The sequence below is a fragment of the Streptomyces sp. Tu6071 genome (assembly GCF_000213055.1).
Lineage (GTDB): Bacteria > Actinomycetota > Actinomycetes > Streptomycetales > Streptomycetaceae > Streptomyces > Streptomyces evansiae.
In genome coordinates this window covers 4712789-4734003 of sequence record NZ_CM001165.1, presented here as the reverse complement: position 1 = coordinate 4734003, position 21215 = coordinate 4712789, and the positions used below count along the sequence as shown (strand labels likewise).

The 21215-nt window shown below is 73.8% G+C and carries 12 protein-coding genes; 3 read left to right on the top strand and 9 right to left on the bottom strand.

Going from position 1 to position 21215, the window contains the following annotated elements; translation table 11 throughout:
- Positions 1 to 95: 95 nt before the first annotated feature.
- The gene (gene guaA / locus STTU_RS19890) at positions 96 to 1679 is read right to left on the bottom strand and encodes a glutamine-hydrolyzing GMP synthase (RefSeq protein ID WP_010268194.1); all 1584 of its coding nucleotides are present in this window, start codon (positions 1677 to 1679) and stop codon (positions 96 to 98) included.
- Between the two features lie 471 nt (positions 1680 to 2150).
- On the opposite strand from guaA, the gene STTU_RS19885 reads away from it, so the two are divergent.
- Together STTU_RS19885 and STTU_RS19880 are read left to right on the top strand one after the other, a co-directional pair.
- On the top strand, positions 2151 to 2522 hold the full coding sequence (locus STTU_RS19885; RefSeq protein ID WP_007826126.1) for a chorismate mutase: 372 nt from the start codon (positions 2151 to 2153) through the stop codon (positions 2520 to 2522).
- Between the two features lie 746 nt (positions 2523 to 3268).
- Entirely contained in the window at positions 3269 to 4336 is a 1068-nt protein-coding gene (locus STTU_RS19880) for a hypothetical protein (RefSeq protein WP_043255769.1), read from the top strand.
- A gap of 67 nt (positions 4337 to 4403) precedes the next feature.
- On the opposite strand, the gene STTU_RS19875 is transcribed toward STTU_RS19880, so the two are convergent.
- From STTU_RS19875 to STTU_RS19855, 5 genes are all read right to left on the bottom strand, one after another.
- Positions 4404 to 6386 (bottom strand): GMC family oxidoreductase N-terminal domain-containing protein, encoded by a 1983-nt coding sequence (locus STTU_RS19875; protein WP_007826118.1) that lies wholly within the window; start codon positions 6384 to 6386, stop codon positions 4404 to 4406.
- 67 nt (positions 6387 to 6453) lie between these two features.
- Positions 6454 to 8091, bottom strand: a complete 1638-nt coding sequence (locus STTU_RS19870) for a succinic semialdehyde dehydrogenase (RefSeq protein WP_007826116.1) — start codon at positions 8089 to 8091, stop codon at positions 6454 to 6456.
- 446 nt (positions 8092 to 8537) lie between these two features.
- Positions 8538 to 11456 carry a protein kinase domain-containing protein gene (locus STTU_RS19865; RefSeq protein ID WP_043255767.1) on the bottom strand — a complete coding sequence of 973 codons (2919 nt, stop codon included), beginning with the start codon at positions 11454 to 11456 and terminating at the stop codon, positions 8538 to 8540.
- A gap of 407 nt (positions 11457 to 11863) precedes the next feature.
- On the bottom strand, positions 11864 to 13717 hold the full coding sequence (locus STTU_RS19860; protein WP_007826110.1) for a serine/threonine-protein kinase: 1854 nt from the start codon (positions 13715 to 13717) through the stop codon (positions 11864 to 11866).
- Positions 13718 to 13859: 142 nt separating this feature from the next.
- Positions 13860 to 15569, bottom strand: a complete 1710-nt coding sequence (locus tag STTU_RS19855) for a glycerol-3-phosphate dehydrogenase/oxidase (RefSeq protein ID WP_043255765.1) — start codon at positions 15567 to 15569, stop codon at positions 13860 to 13862.
- 172 nt (positions 15570 to 15741) lie between these two features.
- Here STTU_RS19855 and STTU_RS19850 point away from each other — a divergent pair, with 172 nt between their 5' ends.
- The gene (locus tag STTU_RS19850) at positions 15742 to 17007 is read left to right on the top strand and encodes a nucleotide sugar dehydrogenase (protein ID WP_007826106.1); all 1266 of its coding nucleotides are present in this window, start codon (positions 15742 to 15744) and stop codon (positions 17005 to 17007) included.
- A 132-nt stretch (positions 17008 to 17139) separates the two neighbouring features.
- Here STTU_RS19850 and STTU_RS19845 read toward each other — a convergent pair whose 3' ends face one another.
- From STTU_RS19845 to STTU_RS19835, 3 genes are all read right to left on the bottom strand, one after another.
- Positions 17140 to 18267, bottom strand: coding sequence for a GuaB3 family IMP dehydrogenase-related protein (locus tag STTU_RS19845; protein ID WP_007826105.1), 1128 nt, complete (start codon positions 18265 to 18267; stop codon positions 17140 to 17142).
- Between the two features lie 201 nt (positions 18268 to 18468).
- On the bottom strand, positions 18469 to 19971 hold the full coding sequence (guaB, locus tag STTU_RS19840; RefSeq protein ID WP_007826103.1) for an IMP dehydrogenase: 1503 nt from the start codon (positions 19969 to 19971) through the stop codon (positions 18469 to 18471).
- Between the two features lie 205 nt (positions 19972 to 20176).
- Positions 20177 to 20752, bottom strand: a complete 576-nt coding sequence (locus STTU_RS19835; protein ID WP_008747530.1) for a sigma-70 family RNA polymerase sigma factor — start codon at positions 20750 to 20752, stop codon at positions 20177 to 20179.
- Positions 20753 to 21215: the final 463 nt, after the last annotated feature.

The window sequence follows — 21215 nt, the reverse complement described above, 5'->3', positions numbered from 1 at the left end:
CTCCCCGGTAGGGGCTGGACGACCCGCCCCTACCGGGGAGCCTCCCGGCAGCCCCGCCCCCCACCGGCCCTCCCGCGGCCGGCTTCGCTAGAGGGTCACTCCCACTCGATCGTCCCCGGCGGCTTGCTCGTGACGTCGAGGACGACGCGGTTGACGTCGGCGACCTCGTTGGTGATGCGGGTCGAGATGCGTTCGAGGGTCTCGTAGGGGAGGCGGGACCAGTCGGCGGTCATCGCGTCCTCGGAAGAGACCGGACGCAGCACGATCGGGTGGCCGTACGTGCGGCCGTCTCCCTGGACGCCGACGCTGCGGACGTCCGCGAGGAGAACCACGGGGCACTGCCAGATCTGGCGGTCCAGACCGGCGGCCGTCAGTTCCTCGCGGGCGATCGCGTCGGCCTCGCGCAGCAGGTCGAGGCGCTCGCGCGTGACCTCGCCGACGATGCGGATGCCGAGCCCCGGGCCCGGGAAGGGCTGGCGCTGGACGATCTCCTCCGGCAGGCCCAGCTCCTGGCCGACCGCGCGGACCTCGTCCTTGAAGAGCTTGCGGAGCGGCTCGATGAGCTCGAACTCCAGGTCCTCGGGCAGGCCGCCCACGTTGTGGTGGGACTTGATGTTCGCCGTGCCCGTACCGCCACCCGACTCGACGACGTCCGGGTAGAGGGTGCCCTGCACGAGGAAGGCGACGTCGGCGCCGTCCGCCGCGTTCTCCGCGACGATCTCGGCCTGCGCCTGCTCGAAGACGCGGATGAACTCGCGGCCGATGATCTTCCGCTTCTGCTCCGGGTCGCTCACCCCGGCGAGCGCGTCGAGGAAGCGGTCGGCGGCGTCGACGACCTTGAGCTGCACGCCGGTCGCCGCGACGAAGTCCTTCTCGACCTGCTCGGTCTCGCCCTTGCGCATGAGGCCGTGGTCGACGTACACGCAGGTGAGCTGCGAGCCGATCGCGCGCTGCACGAGCGCGGCGGCCACGGCGGAGTCGACCCCGCCGGACAGGCCGCAGATCGCGCGCTTCGTACCGACGCGGGCGCGGATCTCCTCGACCTGCTCGTCGATGACGTTGCCGGTCGTCCAGTTCGGCTCGATGCCGGCGCCGCGGTAGAGGAAGTGCTCCAGGACCTGCTGGCCGTGCGTGGAGTGCAGCACCTCGGGGTGGTACTGGACGCCGTAGAGCTTCTTGTCGTCGTTCTCGAAGGCGGCGACGGGGACGACCGAGGTCGACGCCGTCACGTCGAACCCGGCCGGGGCCGCGGAGCAGGCGTCGCCGTGCGACATCCAGACCTGCTGCTCCGCGGGGGTGCCCTCGAAGAGGGTCGAGGCGGGCTTGCTGACGCTCAGCTCCGTACGCCCGTACTCGCGCGCACCCGAGTTGTCGACGGTGCCGCCGAGCGCCGTGGCCATGAGCTGGAAGCCATAGCACATGCCGAAGACCGGGACACCGGCCTCGAAGAGCGAGGCGTCCAGCGAGGGCGCGCCCTCGGCGTAGACGGAGGAGGGGCCGCCGGACAGGATGATCGCGGCCGGGTTCTTGGCGAGCATCTCGGCGACGGGCATGTCGCTCGGGACGATCTCGCTGAAGACCCGGGCCTCGCGGACCCTGCGGGCGATGAGCTGGGCGTACTGGGCGCCGAAGTCGACGACCAGAACGGTGTCGGGGGCGGCGTCGGACGCGGGGGACACGGGCACTGCGGCGGCCTTCCGGCGGGGATGCGGAGTCGGGACAAGGCGCCGGTGCACGGGGTACGGGTCCCGGGCGGCGCCCGGGGCGGGCCTGTCGGGTTCCCCCCGGACGGCACGGTGCCTCGCCACTGAGTCTAACGGGGGACGGATGTCACCCATTCCGCCGCAGATCAGGCGGGTGCCGGCCCCCGCGCTCCGGGGGCCGGGTAGGAGGGGGGATACTGGCTCCGTGATCACGCACCACGACTTCCTCTTTACCTATGGCACCCGGCCCGCCGGCTGCCATGGTCGTGCTGCTTGAGCACAGCGACGTAACCAGGCGCCCCGGGCCGACAAGGCCCGGGGCGTTCTGCGTTGCCGGACCTGGTCGCCCCGGGGCCCTTCACCCGACCGACCCCGACCAGACGACACGGACGATCCGTCCCCCTCACCCAGGGCCCACCCGCCCCGGCACCGAAGGAGCCACCTGCCATGACCAGCCTCCCCGAGACCACCGGCACCCCCGACACCGCGCCCGTCGCCGCAGGCACCGCGCCCGTCGCCGCCCCCCAGGGCTGGGCGCGCAAGCCCTCCACCGCGCCCACCGGGTCCATCCCCGAGCACGAGAGGATGATCACCGACGCGCGGGAGCGGATCGACACGATCGACGACCGCATCATCGGGCTCATCCAGGAGCGCTCCGCCGTCTCGGCCGTCGTGCAGAAGGCGCGCGTGGAGGCGGGCGGGCGACGGGTGAACCTGTCGCGCGAGATGGAGGTCCTGAGCCACTACCGCGACGCGCTCGGGAAGCAGGGCACCACGCTGGCGATGACGCTGCTGGAACTGAGCCGCGGACGGGTCTGAGGCAGGCGGCTGCGGGCGGGGCCGGGGCGCGCGGCCGGGAGCGAGGCTGAGGCGTGCGGCCGGAGGACGGCCCGAGGCGTGCGGCCGAAGACAGTCCGAGGGTTGCGGCCGTGTGGGAACTGGCGAACTGGCCGTCACCGGTGCGTGACCAGTCGGCCGTGGGCGTCGTTGTCCCGTTGACCGCATCGGCCAGGTGCGGGACCGCAACACCACGCGTGGCTTCGCTGGAGCGATGAGACGTACGCCTTGTGCGGTACGTCGTGGGACCTCGCTTCAGCGCGGTGACCGGACGGCAGGGGACAGCCGGCCCGGTCACGCGGCGGCCGGTCCCGGGGACGCCCGGGCCCGGCCGCACACGGCGGGCCTCGACGGCTCCCCGCGAGGGGACCGTTAAGGTCTCGTACGTCCCGGTCGGCACCGTCCCGTGCCGACAGCGCATACTTGAGTACCGGATGCCCTTCATGGACCTCCGGACAATTCCAGACCAGCGACGCCGTACCCCCCCTCGGCGCCGCTCCCCCGGTGCCGCCACCGCCCTGGCGGCACCGCAGGCGAAGACCCCGTGGCACCCCGCCCGCCGCGGGGTCTTCCGCTGTCCGCACACGGAACGGGGCGCGTCGCGGTCGCGGCGCGCGGTCCGTACGTGGCAGACCTCACACCACTGTCGTGATCTTCGCCACAACGCCTGCCCCGCTCCACCGGTCTTCCCCCTCGACACCGCCCCGTCCACCACCTGTCGAGGTCCCATGAAGCTCCGTCGCGCCCTGGTCACGGCCGCAGCGACCACCGCGCTCGCCCCCTTCGCCCTGCTCACCGCGCCGACCGCGTTCGCGGACACCGAGAGCCCCGCGCCCGGCACGACGCGGGGGTCGAGCCCTTCGGACACGACGACGCCCGAGGAGAGCCCGGGGTCCGCGGAAACCCCCGGGTCCGCGGAGACGACCCCCGAGATGCCCCCCGCGGCGACCGTCACGGAGTCGGCGCCGGAGGGGCCCGCTCCCGGGACGACCGGCTCGACGTCCCCCTCCCCGGCCTCGTCCCCACCCACGTCCCCGGCCTCCGGCGGTCCGAGCACGAGCCCGTCCGGCAGCGTTTCCCCGAGCACTTCGCCCACCGACGACGGCGACTCCTGCGAGGTCGGCGAGGAGGACGACGCGGCCGTGCTCGTGGCCTTCTCCGGTCTGCCGGGCAAGCTCGTGAGGGGCAGCGGCTGGCACCCCTTCGCGCTCACCTTCGTCAACGAGACGAGCGAGCCCGTCCACAACCTGGTGGCTTTCGCGGGCGTCTCGGGCGACGCGGAGGGGCTGAGGATCTTCCGTAGGGGGCAGGTCGCGCTCCAGGCGAAGAACCCCGGGACGGGGGCGTGGGAGCCGCTCGCCTTCGACGAGGAGTCCTTCGACTTCCTCGGCTCCGGCCAGGACCTCGCGCCGCACGAGAAGCTGACGTACGAGCTCCGCCTCGACGTCACGTCGAAGGCCCCGGTCGGCAGCGCCTTCACGCTGGGCGCGGGTGTCTACGACGGGGCCGACGACCCGGAGTGCCTGCGGGTGAGCAGTGGGGGCTACGGCTTCCAGATCGTCGCACCGGGCACGAGGACGGCGGGCACGAAGCCGACGCAGGGGGGCTCCGTGCCGCTGCCCGGGACGGCGGCGTCGGCGAGCGCGAGCCCGTCCGCGAGCCCGTCGACGGGCAGCCTCGCCTCGACCGGCGGGGACGGCACGCTCCCCGTGCTCGGTCTCGCGGGCGGGATCGCGGTGCTCGCGGGCGCGGGGGTCGTGTTCGCGGTGCGGCGCCGGGGGGACGCGGCCGTCTGACCGGGTACGGGTACGGGGCGCCGCCCGCCGCGGGGTCACCGTGGCGGGCGGCCGGCCACCCCGGGGGTCACGGCGCGTCGTCGGGCACGGGCGTCTCGTCGGGTACGGCTGCCGCCTCGCGTACGGCCGTCTCGTCCCGTACCGCGGCCTCGTCGCGAACCGCGCCCGCGCGGACCTTCGGCATGCCCAGGAACGGCAGGCGCAGGGCGGCGAAGGCGTCCTCGGGGACGGCCGGGGTGTGCGGGGCGACGGGGGCGAGGCGCGTGTAGGCCGCTCCCTGCGCGGGGCGCGGGTCGCTCTCGCCCTTGTTGGGCCACAGGGACATCGCGCGTTCGGCCTGCGCGGTGATCGTGAGGGACGGGTTGACGCCGAGGTTCGCGGAGACCGCCGAGCCGTCCACGACGGAGATGCCCGGGTGCCCGTAGAGGCGGTGGTACGGGTCGATGACGCCGTGGTCAGGGTCGGCGCCGATGGGGCAGCCGCCGAGGAAGTGGGCGGTGAGCGGGGTGCCCATCAGTTCGCCGATGTTGCTGCCGGGGAAGCCGTTGATGTCGCGCGCGAGGAGCGAGGCGGCCTCGGTGGCCGCGCGGATCTGGGTCGGGTTGGGGGCGCCGTGGCCCTGGCGCGCGGTGAGCAGCCCCTTGCCCGGACCGCGCGGACGCCGGTACGTGGTCAGGGAGTTGTCGAGCGACTGCATGACGAGGCCGATGATGGTGCGCTCGGACCAACGGCGGTTGGAGAGCGAACGGCCTGCCAGAACAGGGTGCTTGACTGAGTTGAGGAGCCAGCCGAGGGCGCGGGGCAGCTTCTCGGCGTAGGGGACCTGGAGGATCGTGAGACCGCCCATGGCGTTCGACCTGCGGCCGTAACGGACCGGTTCGATATGGGTGTTGGCGTCCGGGTGGATGGACGAGGTGATGGCGACGCCGCGCGTGAAGTCGGGTTCCCCGCCGTGTGCGGAGCGGTAGCGGCGCGGGGTGGTCTGGGCGCCGACGAGGGCTTCGGAGTTGGTCCGGGTCAGGGTGCCGAGCCGGGCCGAGGTGCGGGGCAGGAGACCGCTGTCGCGCATGCGGTGCAGGAGGGTCTGGGTGCCGTACGTCCCGGCCGCGAGGACGACGTGGCGGGCGGTGTAGACGCGGTGGGCGCCCTTGCGGGGCCTGTCGGTGGGCAGCGTGCCGACCGCGAAGCCGCCGCGCGAGTCCTCGGTGAGGGTGCGCACGGTGGTGAGCGGGTGGATCACGGCGCCGTTCTTCTCGGCGAGGTGGAGGTAGTTCTCGTTGAGGGTGTTCTTGGCGCCGTGGCGGCAGCCGGTCATGCACTCGCCGCACTCGGTGCACGCGCGCCGCGAGGGTCCCGCGCCACCGAAGTACGGGTCGGGCACCTCGGCGCCCGGCTCCGCCTTCCGGCTCCCGTCGCCGTCCTCGCCGTCGCCGAAGTAGACGCCGACCGGGGCGAGGTGGAAGGAGTCGCCGACGCCCATCGCCTCCGCGGCGTTCTTGAGGTGCACGTCCGAGGGCGTGACGGTCGGGTTGAGGCGCACGCCGAGCATCCGCTGGGCCTGGGCGTAGTACGGCTCCAACTCGCCCGCCCAGTCGGTGATCTCCTTCCACTGCGGGTCCTCGAAGAAGGCGCGCGGCGGTACGTAGAGCGTGTTCGCGTAGTTGAGCGAGCCGCCGCCGACCCCGGCGCCCGCTAGGACCATGACGTTGCCGAGCAGGTGGATGCGCTGGATGCCGAAGAGGCCGAGCGCGGGCGCCCACAAGTAGTTCTTGACGTCCCAGGAGTTGCGCGGCAGTTCCTCGCGGGAGAAGCGGCGGCCCGCCTCCAGGACGCCCACCCGGTAGCCCTTCTCGGTGAGCCGCAGGGCGCTGACCGCGCCGCCGAAGCCGGAGCCGATGACGAGGACGTCGTAGTCGTAGCCGCCCGACTCGCCGCCCGTGGAGTGTACTTGGGCATCCTGGTACGTGGCCTCGGTGTCCGGTGGCGCGCCGTGGCCGTTCGGTGGTGTGCCGTGGCCGTCACGTGGCGTGGCATGGCTGTCCCGTGGCATGGGCCCTCCTCGTCGAAAGCCGCTGGTGCGTGGGTGGTGGGGGTGGGCGTCGGGTGGGGGCCGGGGCTCAGCGCAGCCGCAGCGCCTTCATCACCTTCAGGCTGCGGCTCATGAAGGCCGCGTAGGCGGCGTCGTCCATGCCGAGGGACGGGCCCATGGGCAACAGGCGCTGCTGGGCGATGGTTTGGGGCTCGGTGTACTTCAGCAGGCCCTCGGAGCCGTGCCTGCGGCCGACCCCGGACTCCTTCATGCCGCCCATCGGGGCGCGCACGCTGCCATAGGCGGGCGCGTACCCCTCGTTGACGTTGACGGTTCCCGCGCGCAGTCGCGAGGCGACGGCGAGGGCGCGCTTCGCGTCCTTCGTCCAGACGCTCGCGTTGAGCCCGTACGGCGTCGAGTTGGCGCGGGCGATCGCCTCGTCCTCGTCGGTGAAGCGGTAGAGCGAGACGACGGGCCCGAAGGTCTCGTCGGCGCACACCGCCATGCCGGGCTCGACGTCCGTGAGCACGGTCGGCTCGTAGAAGTACGGGCCGAGGTCGGGTCGCGCGACGCCGCCCGCGAGGACGCGGGCACCCTTCGCGACGGCCTCGTCCACGTGCGCGGTGACGGCGGCGAGCTGGCGGGGGCCCGCGAGGGAGCCCATGTCCGCCCCGTACGCGAGCGCCGTGCCGAGGCGCATCGCCTTGACGCGCGCCACGAACCGCTCGGCGAACGCGTCCGCGACCGACTCGTGCACGTACAACCGCTCGATGGAGATGCAGAGTTGACCGGCGGACGCGAAGCAGGCTCGGACCGCTCCGGCCGCCGCCTTCTCGACGTCCGCGTCGCGCAGGACCAGCATCGGGTTCTTGCCGCCGAGTTCGAGCGAGAAGCCGATGAGCCGGCCCGCCGCGCTGCGGGCGACCTCGCGGCCCGTGCGCGTGGAGCCCGTGAAGGACACGTAGTCGCCGCGCGAGACGACCTCGGGGCCAACGGCGGGCCCTTCGCCGAGGACGACCTGGAAGACGTCGGCGGGAAGCCCGGCCTCGATGAGGAGTTCACGGGCCCACAGGGCGCTCAGCGCGGTCTCCGTGTCGGGCTTCATGACGACCGCGTTGCCCGCGACGAAGGCGGGCAGCGCGTCGCCGACCGACAGCTCGAAGGGGTAGTTCCACGGGGCGATCTGGCCCACGACCCCGCGCGGCACGCGCTGTTCGGTGACGCGCGTGAGGGTCGGCACGGCACCGAGGTGGTGCTTCGGCTTGAGGTAGGCGGGGGCCTTGAGGCCGTAGTGGCGCGCGGCCATCGCGACGGCCTGCAGCTCCTCGTGCGCGTGCAGCCTGGCCTTGCCGGTCTCCAGCTGGACGAGGTCGAGGATCTCGGCCTGGCGCTGGAGGACGAGGTCGTGGAAACGGAGCAGGACGGCGGCCCGCTCGCGGACGGGCGTCGCGGCCCACGGCACCTGCGCGGCGCGGGCGCGCGCGAAGGCGGCCTCGACGTCCTCGGGGCCCGCCTCGGGCAGCTCGGCGAGCACCCCGCCGCCGAACGGCGTGTGGTTCGCGGTACGTCCCGAGCCACCGACACCCTTGAGCAGCCGAGCGAGCACCTCGGGGGTGACCACGTCGGCCGCCGCGCGGACGCCCTCCGGTACGGGGGCCTGGGGGTTCGTGCCGATGGCCTGCGGCGCGGGGCCGGTGGGTGCCGCCGAGGCGTGCGTGTCCGTCATGGGCGTGAGCGTACGACTTCGGGCCGGTCTTGGGTACCCGCCGGTAACACTTTCCACCGGGCTTCCACGAATCTGCCAGTGAGTGGTGGCGAGGTGGGGGGTGAGCTGGGGCGGGTGGGGTGAAGGCGGGGGTGGGGGAGATCCCCTAGGGGTGTCCCTTACATGGAGGTACGTCCCCCTGGGGACCACAACGCGCGGAACGACACGGAAGTTCCCGGATGGGACGACACGGCCCACACGGAGGCCACGCACCCGGGCCGCCAGGAGGCCCAGCGCGCGCGACCCACCCAGAGACCAGCCAGAGGCCAGCCAGAGGCCAGCGCCCGGCCCGCTCAGAGGCCCAGCACCCCGCGCGCCAGAAGGCTCAGCGCACCCGGCCCACCGAGAGGCCACGCGCCCGGCCCACCGGGAGCCCCGCCCCCAGCCTCCTCCCGCCCCGCCGCCGCTCACTTCACCTGGTACGTCGCCAGGGCCTGTTCGTAGTAGCGGCTGACGTCGTCGCGGTTCGCGTCGAGTCCACGGAACTGGAGGACGTGGTACTTGCCGTTGACGGCCATGACCATGTTCCTGGCGAAGACATCGCCGTCGTTGCCCGGCCAGGTGAACTGCCCCTCCGCCATCTTCCGGCCGCCCTCCTCGATCTCGCGCATCCCGGTCGACGTGACCCAGCTCGACTCGCGGAAGGGCCGCGTCTCGGGCTCGGACTCGCGCTGGTAGCGCAGCAGGTCGTTGCCGAACTCGGTGACGGAGTCGCGCCCGGGGACGACGATCAGCTCGTCACTCCCGTGCGTCCACCGCACCTGCCCCTGCGGGTTGCGCGCGTGGTGGGTCCAGCCCTTGGGCACGGCGAGCTGGAAACCGGCCGGGTCCTTGTAGAGGACGAAACCGGCGGGGAGCTTCGGCCCGGAGGGCTTCTTCTCCTTCTCGGGCTGGTCCTCCTTCGGCTTCTCCTCCGGCTGCGCGGCGGGCGAGGAGGCGGGGGCCGCCGTAGTCGGGGCGGGCTTCTCCAGGGAGCCGGGCGCGTGGCTCAGCTCGGAGCCCGTCCGCGCCTGGTCGTTCTCGTCCGCCTTCGGCAGGAAGACCATCGCGTACACGATCGTGCCCGCGAGCAGCACGAACACCGCGACGAGCAGCGTCCGGCCGAGCGAACGCGGGGCGCGCGGGCGCCTGTTGTCACGCCCGGCGGTCCGGCTGTCACGGGTCCGGGCCGCGCCCCGGCCACGGCTGCCGCGCGAGGCGGTACGGGCACTGCCGGGCGCCTCGGGCGGGGAGTACGCGGCGGCGAGGCCGTAGAGCGGGGTCGTCTCCTCGGCGGGCTCGGCCTCGCGCGCCCTGCGGTGGCTGCGCGGGACGGGCGGTACGGGCCGGGGCCGCGCGGGCTCGGCGGGCGCCACCGCTTGCTTCGTGGCCTTCTTCGCCGCCTTCTTCGGGCGCCGCTTGCGCCGCACCAGCTCTCCGCGCCGCCGCTTGATGGGCAGCGCGGCCGGGTCGAAGGCCGGCGCGGGCACGAGGTGCGCGCCCGCGTCCGGCTCGGGCGCGGACCGTACGAGGGAGCGCAGCCAGCCCCGCAGCTCCTCGAAGTCGGGTCGCTCGGTGGGGTCCTGGCGCAGCAGCGACTCCACGACGGGCCGCAGCGGCCCGCACTCCTCGGCGAACGCGGGCGCCTCCGCGCACACCATGTGGACCAGCTCGGCGGTGCTCTCCTCCGGGTACGGGCCGTGCCCCTGCACCGCGCGGAAGAGCAGCACGCCGAGCGCCCACAGATCGGTCGCCGGGCCGACAGGCGCCGCGAGCTGCCACGTCCCGCGCACGGGCCCGGCCTGCTCGGGCGACCACCGCTCGGTGACGGGCCCGACCACGACCATCCGCACCTGCCGCGCCCGCTCCGCCGCGACGGCGTTGCCGGGCCCGTACCCGGGAACGGGAGCGTCCCAGCCGGGTGCCGAGGGGGCGGGGGCGTCCGGGGCGTCCGGGGCGTCCGGTGCGGGGGCGTGCGCTTCGTCGTACGGGTGACGCGACTCGTGCGGATCGGGGGCCTGGGGGCCGCCCGGCGCCTCGTCCTGCCGCGGTACGGGGAACCGCGGCGCGGGAGGCTGCGGGGCGAGGCGCTGGGGTACGGGGGCGCTCGGGCCCATGGCGGGCCCGCGCCGGTACTCGGGCGGCAGGGGCAACGGGGGCACGGCCTCGGGAGCGGGCCCGGGGGTGTTCCCCGTGCGCGGGGCGGCGCCGTGCCAGGAGTCGGGCGGGAGTTGAGGCTCCTGCGGGGCCCCGGGGGCCTGCGGGTCGTCCGGATGCGCGGGGGGCTGCTCGCGCGGGGTGGCGCTCTGCCGCTCGCGCACCCCGTACGGGTCGCTGATCCGGCCCGGCGCCTCGGGCTCGGACGCGCCCGTGGGCTCGGCGGACTGCCCCGGTGCGGGCTTCGCGGCGCCCGGCCCGCCCTCGGCCTGGGCGCGCGCGGCGGCCCTGGCCCCGGCCCGGTAGGCGGCGATGGCCCCCGCGCGCGCGGCACGGGGATCGGCGGAACCGGCGGCGAGCGCCGGGGGCGTCGGCGCGGGACGGTTCACGAAGGCGGGCGGTACGGAACCGGGGGCACCCCCGGCCCGGGGGGCGGGCGCACCGCCGCCGGGCCCCGTACCCGTACCCGGGTACCCGCCGGGACCGGCCGTCGCGGGAGCGCCGGGACCGGCCGCCGGGCCCCCGCTCCCCCAGCCGCCCCCGTACGGCGAGGCGTCTATGACACCGCGCGGCCGGGGACCCTCGGGGCCCGCCCCGTCCTCGACGGCGGAGCGCGGGGGGACGGGATCGTAGCCGCACAGCGCCTCTTGGGCGGCACCGGCCGCGAGGCCCGCGAGGACGACGCGACCGTCCTCGGCGAGGAGGACGGTGTGCTCGGTGATGTTGCGGTGGACCCAGCCGCCCGCGTGCAGGGCGCGCAGCGCGGTGAGGACGTCGGCGGCGACCTCGGCGGCGCGGTAGGGGTTGAGGGGGCGTTCGGCGAGGAGGCTGCCGAGGGTCCGGCCCGGTACGTACTCGCTGACGATCCACAGCGCGTCGCCCTCGGCGAAGACGTCGAAGACCTGGTTGAGGCGCGGGTGGTCGGGGACCTGGGCGGCGGCGCGGGCCGCGTCGAGGGCGCGCCGGACGACGGGATCGCCGGACGGGTCCCCGGCGCCGGAGGCCGGGTCCTGGCCCGGGAGTTCACCCTCGACGACGTCGGGCAACGGGATGCGCTGGAGGCTGACTTCCTGGCCGCTGTACGTGTCGAAGGCCCGCCCGGCGGCGGCCGGGCCCGCGCCCTCCTCGGCGGAGGCGTCCAGCGGTAACCGGTAGCGGTCGGCGAGCACACGCCCCGCGTAGTCGTCCACAACGCCCCCCACCGTGATCACCTGTGTCCGTTTCGGGTCCCGAGCCGTCCGGTACGGTCCCCGTTCTTTCACGATACGTGCCGAGGCCGGGTTTTCCGGGGGAGTTGGGCGAGTTCGCCGCAGCTCCTCCCCGCCTCCTGCCACCGGTACGCGGGGGGCTCCGGTGACGGCCGGGTGACCCTGGTCTCGTTCGTGCCCGGCCCGGGGGCCGCTCAACCCTCGGAATGCGGGGCGGGGGGTCGTGAGGGGGCGCACGGGGGCGGGAGCGGGGGGTGAGGGGATGGGGGGTATCACCTAGGGGTGTCCCTTACATGCGGGTTCGCCCCCCTGGGGCCCACAACGCGCAGGGGGACGCGAAGGTTCCCCACCGGCGCATCACCAGAGCGTCGCCTCCACCGCGCCCGCTCTCAGGAGGCGGGCTTGAAAGTCTCCGTGAAGGTCTGCCAGGTGTCGCGGGCGTGCTTGCCGTCCCAGTCGGCGTCCTTCGTCGTGAACATGATCCCGTAGCCGCGATGGGAGTTGACGACCGTGCCCCGGTCGACGCTGTGCATCCGCGTGCCGCCGTCGGTGTACGTGAACTCCCAGTCGGCGGTCTCCCAGCCCCGGTAGTCGACGCGCTTGATCGCGATGCGGTGGTAGTTCGAGCGGACCATGCTCCGCTCCTGGCGCTCCCAGTCGGCCACGGCGTCGCTCTTCGGCGTCGTGGTCGTGCCGATGAGGAGTCGCTGCCCGGCGGGTCCGGCGAATCGCACCCCGGCGGCACCGGAGGAGACGCGCTTCCACCCGTCGGGCAGTCCTATGGAGAAGCCGCTGGGGTCCCGGTGGGTCGTGGTGTCGAGCGGAGCGCCGCCCGAGTCCTCGCCCTTGTCCTTGTCCTTGTCCTCTTCCTTGCCATTGCCCTTGTCGTCCCTCCCGTCCTCCTTCTCGCCCTCGTCCTCGCTGTCGTCGCTCTTCTGCGAGGTCGCGGGCTGTCCGGCGGAGGGCGAGGTCTGCGGGCTCTCGTCCTTGCCACCGTCGCGGTGGGTGCTGGAGGAGCCCGCCGCGGAGGTCGAGGGGCTGGTGGCGGCCTTCGCGCCCTGCTTGTCCTCGTCGCCGCCGTTGTGGGCGACGAGGAACACGACGGTCGCGACCACGGCCAGGACGACGACAGCGGCGATGACGGCGAGGGTGCGGCGCGGGACGACGTCGGTGAGCGAGGCCCGGGAGCGGGCGGGCACGGGGGCCGAGGGGCTTCCGGCCGCGGGCGTGCCCGTCGTACCGCCGCCGGTGCGAGCGGCCCCGGCCGCCGGGCTCCCCGTACGGGAGGAGCGGGCGAAGCCGCCGGTGCGCGGCGTCGACCAGCCGGTGGTCTGCGACGTGTCCTCGGCGGGGGCGGGCGGGAGCGGGACGACGCGGGTCGCGTCGAGCGGCTTCGCCTCGGGAGCGGCGATGACCTCCTGGAGCATCGCGCGGGCGCGGGCGTCGTCGAGGCGCTGGGCGGGGTCCTTGACGAGCAGTCCGAGGATGACGGGCGTGAGGGGGCCGGCGTGCGCGGGCGGCTCGACCTGCTCGGTCATGACGGCGGTGAGGGTCGCGATCGCGGAGCCCTTGTCGTACGGCGGGACGCCCTCGACGGCGGCGTACAGGAGCCCGCCGAGCGACCACAGGTCGGCCGCGGGGCCCGGCTTGTGGCCGCGGGCGCGCTCGGGCGAGATGTACGAGGGGGCGCCGACGAGCATCCCGGTCGAGGTCACGGAGGGGTCGCCCTCGACCTGCGCGATACCGAAGTCCGTGAGGACGACGCGGCCGTCCTCGCCCGCGATGAGCACGTTGGACGGCTTCACGTCGCGGTGCAGGATGCCCTCGCGGTGCGCGTCGCGCAGCACGTCGAGCACCGCGAGACCGACCTCGGCCGCGCGCCGCGGGTCGAGGAGCCCGTCCTCGCGCACGACCTCGGCGAGGGACTTGCCCTCGATGAGTTCCATGACGATCCACGGCCGGTCGTCCTCGTCCACGACGTCGAAGACGGTGACCGCGCCGTTGTTGCGGATGCGGGCGATGGCCTTGGCCTCACGCAGCGTACGGGTGATCAGCCGGCGCTTCTCGTCCTCGTCGATGCTGTTCGGAAAACGCAGTTCCTTGACCGCGACGGTCCGCCCGAGGGTTTCGTCGGTGGCCCGCCACACCGTCCCCATGCCGCCGCGCCCGAGGACCTCCGCGAGGCGGTACCGCCCCGCGAGGAGACGTCCCTGGGATGCGCGCGCCTGCTCCGATTCCGACATGCGTCCCCTCTGCAACCCGCCCTGACAGAGCATCCATTGTCACCCACGCCGGAACCGCCCGGCGCCCTGGGGTGGCGGGCGGGGGCGGTCCTCGGCCAAGGAGCCCGGACGGTTCGCGACCGGGCGGGGGGGCGACGGGCGGTCAGGCGAGCGGGGCGATGTCCGGGGCGCCGAGCCGGGCGGCGTCGGCGGTGAGGTCGTCGGGCTGGCGCTGGGACTCGCGCTCGGCCTCGACACGCTTCTCGTAGTGCTCGACCTCGCGGTCCACCTGCGCCGCGTCCCAGCCGAGCACGGGCGCCATCAGCCCGGCGGCCTCGCGGGCGCTGCGGGTGCCGCGGTCGAAGGTCTCGATGGAGATGCGGGTCCGGCGCGTGAGGACGTCGTCGAGGTGGCGGGCGCCCTCGTGGGAGGCGGCGTAGACGACCTCGGCGCGCAGGTAGTCGTCGGCCCCGGTGAGCGGCTGCCCGAGGCCCGGGTCGGCCGCGACGAGGTCGAGGACCTCGTCCGCGAGGGACCCGTACCGGTTGAGGAGGTGCTCGATCCGCACGACGTGCAGGCCGGAGCGCGCGGCGGTGCGGGCGCGCGCGTTCCAGCGCGCCGGGTAGCCCTCCGCGCCGAGCAGCGGGGTCTCCTCGGTGACGCACTCGGCGACGCGCTGGTCGAGGCCGTGCACCGCCTCGTCCACGGCGTCCTTCGCCATGACGCGGTACGTCGTGTACTTGCCGCCCGCGACGACGACGAGCCCCGGCACCGGGTGGGCGACGGTGTGCTCGCGCGAGAGCTTGCTCGTCGCGTCGGACTCCCCCGCGAGCAGCGGGCGGAGGCCCGCGTACACGCCCTGGACGTCGTCGCGCGTGAGGGGGACGGCGAGGACGGAGTTGACGTGGTCGAGGAGGTAGTCGATGTCGGCGCTGGACGCGGCGGGATGCGCCTTGTCGAGGTCCCACTCGGTGTCGGTCGTGCCGACGATCCAGTGCCGCCCCCACGGAATGACGAAGAGGACGCTCTTCTCGGTACGGAGGATGAGGCCCGTACTGGAGTTGATGCGATCGCGCGGGACGACGAGGTGGATGCCCTTCGACGCGCGCACGTGGAACTGCCCGCGCTCGCCGACGAGGCCCTGGGTGTCGTCGGTCCACACGCCGCTCGCGTTGACGACCTGCTTGGCACGGATCTCGTACGTACCGCCCGCCTCGACGTCCTCGACCGTCGCGCCGACGACGCGTTCGCCCTCGCGGAGGAAGCCGGTGACGCGGGCGCGGTTGGCGGCCCTGGCGCCGTAGTCGACGGCGGTGCGCACGAGGGTCATGACGTAGCGGGCGTCGTCGACCTGGGCGTCGTAGTACTGGAGCGCGCCGGTGAGGGCGTCCTTGCGCAGGCAGGGGGCGACGCGCAGGGCGTGGCGGCGGCCGAGGTGGCGGTGGCCGGGCAGACCGCGGCCGTGCCCGCGGGCGAGGGACATCGCGTCGTAGAGCGCGACGCCGCTTCCCGCGTAGGCGCGTTCCCAGACGCGGTGCTGGAGGGGGTAGAGGAAGGGGACGGGCTTGACGAGGTGCGGGGCGAGGCGTTCGAGGAGCAGCCCGCGCTCCTTGAGCGCCTCGCGCACGAGCGCGAAGTCGAGCATCTCCAGGTAGCGCAGGCCGCCGTGGATGAGCTTGCTGGACCGGCTCGACGTGCCCGAGGCCCAGTCGCGGGCCTCGACGATGCCGGTCGCGAGCCCCCGGGTCACGGCGTCGAGCGCCGTACCGGCGCCCACCACACCGCCCCCGACCACGAGCACGTCGAGTTCGCGTTCCGCCATGTCCGCGAGCGCCTGCGCGCGCTGCTCCGGGCCGAGTGTCGCTGTCCTCACTGCTGCCGCCTCCTGAAGGTGGTCCGTGTGGTGCGCGGGTGTCGGAATGCGTGTACCCGGACGACGCACGCGGGAGTGGCCCGTACACGCCCGAGAAATACCGTGCCAATACCACATAACGGTCATATTTACTCGTAGTCTGACAGTGCGCTCGTCAGGAAGGACCCCTCCCATGCCCGCAGACCTCGCCGTGGTCGGCCTCGGCCCTCTCGGCCTCCCGCTCGCCCGCGCGGCCGTCGCCGCGGGCATCGCCACCGTCGGCCACGACGAGCAGGCGCGCGTGCGCGAACTCGCGCTCGGCAGACCGCCGCGGGGCAGCGAGGCAGCGCTGAGCGCCTCCGAACTGCGGCGGATGCTCGCGGGCGGCTTCCGCGCGAGCGCCGACCCCGCCGAACTCGGCCGGGTCCGCACCGCCGTCATCTGCGCCCCGACGAACCCGGCGGCCGACCGCTCCCCCGACCTGAGCGGCGTCGTCACCGCCGCCCGCACCCTCGCGGCGCGCCTGCGCCCGCACACGACCGTCATCCTGGAGTCCCCCGTCCACCCGGGCGCGACCGAGGACCTGCTCCGCCCCATCCTGGAACAGGGCTCGGGCCTGCGCGCGGGCCGCGACTTCCACCTCGCGTACTCCCCGGCCCGTCTGGACCCGGGCAACCGCGCGTACCCCTACCACGCGACCCCCAAGGTGATCGGCGGGCTGACCCCGGCCTGCACGGAATCGGCGGCGGCCTTCTACGGGCGGCTCACCGACAAGGTGGTACGGGCCAGAGGGCCCCGCGAGGCGGAGACCGTCCACCTCCTGGAGACGAGCTACCGCCACGTCAACATCGCCCTCGTCAACGAGATGGCGGTCCTCTGCCACGACCTGGGCGTCGACCTGTGGGACGTCATCCGCTGCGCCGAGACGAAGCCGTACGGCTTCCAGGCGTTCCGCCCCGGCCCCGGCGTCGGCGGCCACGGCCTGCCCCCCGACCCCGAGCACCTCCCCCACCCGCACCGCACCCCGGGCCACCCCCTGCGCCTCGTCGGCCTCGCCCGCGAGGTCAACCAGCGGATGCCCGCCTACGTCATCCAGCGCGCCGCGACGCTCCTCAACGAGCACGGCAAATCGGTACGCGGCGCCCGCGTCCTGCTCCTCGGCATCACCTACAAACCCGACGTCGCCGACCAGGAGGGCTCCCCGGCCGAGGAGATCGCCACCCGCCTCACCGGCATGGGCGCCACCATCAGCTACCACGACCCCCACGTCCCCCACTGGCGCGTCCTCGGCCACCCGGTCCCCCGCGCCGACACCCTCTACGAGGCCACGGCGGCGGCGGACCTGACCCTGCTGCTGCAACACCACAGGACATACGACTTGCAGGGGCTGGCGGTGAAGGCGCAGCTGCTGCTGGACACGCGGGGAGCCACGCCGGCGGGGGTGGCGTACCGGTTGTAGGGGGCGCGGGCGTCCCGCGCCGTCTCCGCGCGGCGCCTGACGCGCGCGGCCGACGGGCCCCGGACACGCCGGTGCCCCCTCGCGCGCGGGGCGGAGGGGGCACCGGGGCAGCTCGGCCCTGCGGGCAGGGGGTCAGCGCACGTCGTGGCGCGAGGGGGCGACCGTGACCTCGACGCGCTGGAACTCCTTCAGCTCGCTGTAGCCCGTCGTGGCCATCGCGCGGCGCAGGGCGCCGAAGATGTTCATCGAGCCGTCCGGGGTGTGCGAGGGGCCGAGGAGGATCTCCTCGGTCGTGCCGACCGTGCCGAGGTCGACCTTCTTGCCGCGCGGCACGTCCTCGTGGACGGCCTCCATGCCCCAGTGGTGGCCCCGGCCCGGCGCGTCGGTGGCGCGGGCGAGGGGGGAGCCGATCATGACGGAGTCGGCGCCGCAGGCGATGGCCTTCGGGAGGTCGCCGGACCAGCCGACGCCGCCGTCGGCGATGACGTGCACGTACCGGCCGCCGGACTCGTCCATGTAGTCGCGGCGCGCGGCGGCGACGTCGGCGACGGCCGTGGCCATCGGAACCTGGATGCCGAGGACGTTGCGCGTCGTGTGCGCGGCGCCGCCGCCGAAGCCGACGAGGACACCGGCCGCGCCCGTGCGCATGAGGTGGAGGGCGGCCGTGTAGGTCGCGCAGCCGCCGACGATGACGGGGACGTCCAGCTCGTAGATGAACTGCTTGAGGTTGAGCGGTTCGGCGGCCGAGGAGACGTGCTCGGCGGAGACCGTCGTGCCGCGGATCACGAAGATGTCGACGCCCGCGTCGACGACCGCCTTGGAGAACTGGGCGGTGCGCTGCGGGGAGAGCGCGGCGGCGGTGACGACGCCGGAGTCGCGCACCTCCTTGATGCGCTGCCCGATCAGCTCTTCCTTGATCGGCGCCGCGTAGATCTCCTGGAGCCGCTTGTTGGCGGTGGCCGCGTCCAGCTCGGCGATCTCGTCGAGGAGGGGCTGCGGGTCCTCGTACCGGGTCCAGAGCCCTTCGAGGTTGAGGACGCCGAGGCCGCCCAGCTCACCGATGCGGATCGCGGTCGCCGGGGAGACGATCGAGTCCATGGGGGCCGCGAGGAAGGGCAGTTCGAAGCGGTAGGCGTCGATCTGCCACGCGATCGAGACCTCCTTCGGGTCGCGGGTGCGGCGGCTCGGGACGACGGCGATGTCGTCGAAGGCGTACGCCCTCCGACCGCGCTTGCCGCGTCCGATCTCGATCTCAGTCACCTGGCTGGCCTTTCCCGCTCCGTCGTACTTGCTGGTCCAGTATCCCCCGCGCCGCCCCCCGCCGGTCCTGCCGGGGGTCCGGCACGTGTCCCGCCGGGGGCCCGGCAGGACGCGCGGCGACGGCGCGGAGCCCGTACGCCTACGGGGCCCCGCGCCGTCGTGGTGCGCGCCGGTGCCGCCCCCGGAGGAGCGGCGTTCCGCTCAGTGGCCGCTGTAGTTCGGGGCCTCGGCGGTCATCTGGATGTCGTGGGGGTGCGACTCCTTGAGACCGGCGGAGGTGATGCGGACGAAGCGGCCCCGCTCCTGCGTCTCGGGGATCGTCGTGCCGCCCACGTAGAACATCGACTGGCGCAGGCCGCCGACGAGCTGGTGGACGACGGCGGAGAGCGGGCCCCGATAGGGGACCTGGCCCTCGATGCCCTCGGGGATCAGCTTGTCGTCGGAGCTGACCTCCTCCTGGAAGTAGCGGTCCTTCGAGTACGACTTGTGGCCGCCGCGCGTCTGCATGGCGCCGAGCGAGCCCATGCCCCGGTACGACTTGAACTGCTTGCCGTTGATGAACCGCAGCTCGCCCGGGGACTCCTCGCAGCCCGCGAGGAGCGAACCGAGCATGACCGTGTCGGCGCCCGCGACGAGGGCCTTCGCGATGTCGCCGGAGTACTGGAGGCCACCGTCACCGATGACCGGGACACCGGCCGCCTTCGCGGCGAGCGCGGCCTCGTAGATCGCGGTGACCTGCGGGACACCGACGCCCGCGACGACGCGCGTCGTACAGATGGAGCCGGGGCCGACGCCGACCTTGACGCCGTCCGCGCCCGCGTCGACGAGCGCCTGGGCGCCCTCGCGCGTGGCGATGTTGCCGCCGATGACGTCGACGCCGGGAGCGTTCGACTTGATCTTGGCGACCATGTCGCCCACGAGGCGGGAGTGGCCGTGCGCGGTGTCGACGATGATGAAGTCGACCCCGGCGGCCACGAGGGCCTGCGCGCGCTCGAAGGAGTCGCCCGCGACACCCACGGCGGCACCGACGAGCAGGCGCCCCTCGGAGTCCTTCGCGGCGTTCGGGTACTTCTCGGCCTTCACGAAGTCCTTGACCGTGATGAGGCCCTTGAGGACGCCCGCGTCGTCGACGAGCGGCAGCTTCTCGATCTTGTGGCGGCGCAGCAGGCCCATCGCGTCGACGCCGGAGATGCCGACCTTGCCGGTGACGAGCGGCATCGGCGTCATGACCTCGCGCACCTTGCGGGAGCGGTCGGTCTCGAAGGCCATGTCGCGGTTGGTGACGATGCCGAGGAGCTTGCCCGCGCCGTCCACGACCGGGACGCCGCTGATGCGGAACTTCGCGCAGATCGCGTCGGCCTCTTGGAGGGTCGCGTCCGGGTTGACCGTGATCGGGTCCGTGACCATGCCGGACTCGGAGCGCTTGACGAGGTCGACCTGGTTGGCCTGGTCCTCGATCGAGAGGTTGCGGTGCAGGACGCCGACGCCGCCCTGGCGGGCCATCGCGATCGCCATGCGGGTTTCGGTGACCTTGTCCATGGCGGCGGAGACGAGCGGGATGTTCAGCCGCACGTTCTTCGAGAGACGCGAGGAGGTGTCGATCTCGTCCGGGGCCATGTCGGAGACGCCGGGCAGCAGCAGGACATCGTCGTAGGTCAGCCCGAGGGTCGCGAATTTCTCGGGTACTCCGTCGATGTTGGCCATGACACGATCTCCAATGGTCTTGCTCGCTACGGGTGTACATGGTAACGGGAGATGGTGGGCGTTCATTCCGGGTTCAGCCGGGTTCAGGGTGACGCCGACGTCCCGTTGCGGGGTCCCCGCCCCCGTGCCGCCGCTCCCCCTGCGCCGGAGGGGCTGTTCCTGTGGCGCCTCTCACGCGAAGCGCGGGTCCGGCGGGAGCGCCGCCTCACGGCTGTTCGGCCAGAGCTCTCAGTCTGCTCAGGGCCCGGTGCTGGGCCACGCGGACCGCTCCCGGGGACATGCCGAGCATCTGTCCCGTCTCCTCGGCGGTGAGACCGACCGCGATGCGCAGGAGGAGGAGTTCGCGCTGGTTCTCGGGGAGGGAGGCGAGGAGCTTCTTCGCCCAGGCCGCGTCGCTGCTCAGGAGCGCGCGCTCCTCCGGGCCGAGGGAGTCGTCGGGGCGCTCCGGCATCTCGTCCGAGGGCACCGCCGTGGAGCCGTGGCGCATCGCGGCGCGCTGGAGGTCGGCGACCTTGTGGCCCGCGATCGCGAAGACGAACGCCTCGAAGGGGCGCCCGGTGTCCTTGTAACGGGGCAGCGCGAGCAGCACGGCGACGCAGACCTCCTGCGCGAGGTCCTCGACGAAGTGGCGCGCGTCACCGGGCAGCCGGGACAGCCTGGTGCGGCAGTAGCGGATCGCGAGCGGGTGCACCCGGGCGAGCAGGTCGTGCACGGCCTGCTGCTCGCCGTCGACGGCACGGTGGACGAGAGCCCCGATCTCGGTCGTCTCCTCGTCACGCATCCGACCATGGTGCCCTGCGGTCCGCCGCGCGGTCTCCGCGCCCTCCCCGCCCTCGGGAGTGGGTGCGCCGGAACTCATGCCCTGCGCCCTCCCCTCCGGATCGGCCGACTCGTCCCCGTGGAAATCCACACCCTCAAGGATGCGGCATCGCGCGGGCAACCGACACAGCCCGCCCGCGCGAGCACCCGCACGGGAACCTCGTACCCGGCGGGACCGCTCCCCAGCCGCCCCGTCCCCACCCAAACGCGAACAGCAGCCCGTCCCGCTACGACGATGACAGCACGTACGGAGTACGCGGACGGCTCCGCGCGGCGGCGGTACGGAGCCGCCGGTACGGCGCGGGCGCCCCCGGACGGTGCCGGTACGGGGCGGAGCGAGCCCCGCCGCGTCCCGCCCGCCGGGGTACGAGCGGGCCGGGCGTCGGGGGGAAACCCCGTCCGTGCGCGGGAGTTCGGCTCCGGTG

Bases quoted from the DNA above. Each gene is read 5' to 3' on its own strand.
- STTU_RS19860 (WP_007826110.1), bottom strand. From the start codon at position 13,717: ATGTCGGAATCGGAGCAGGCGCGCGCATCCCAGGGACGTCTCCTCGCG.
- STTU_RS19870 (WP_007826116.1), bottom strand. From the start codon at position 8,091: ATGACGGACACGCACGCCTCGGCGGCACCCACCGGCCCCGCGCCGCAG.
- STTU_RS19835 (WP_008747530.1), bottom strand. From the start codon at position 20,752: ATGCGTGACGAGGAGACGACCGAGATCGGGGCTCTCGTCCACCGTGCC.
- STTU_RS19880 (WP_043255769.1), top strand. From the start codon at position 3,269: ATGAAGCTCCGTCGCGCCCTGGTCACGGCCGCAGCGACCACCGCGCTC.
- STTU_RS19875 (WP_007826118.1), bottom strand. From the start codon at position 6,386: ATGCCACGGGACAGCCATGCCACGCCACGTGACGGCCACGGCACACCA.
- STTU_RS19850 (WP_007826106.1), top strand. From the start codon at position 15,742: ATGCCCGCAGACCTCGCCGTGGTCGGCCTCGGCCCTCTCGGCCTCCCG.
- STTU_RS19885 (WP_007826126.1), top strand. From the start codon at position 2,151: ATGACCAGCCTCCCCGAGACCACCGGCACCCCCGACACCGCGCCCGTC.
- guaB (WP_007826103.1), bottom strand. From the start codon at position 19,971: ATGGCCAACATCGACGGAGTACCCGAGAAATTCGCGACCCTCGGGCTG.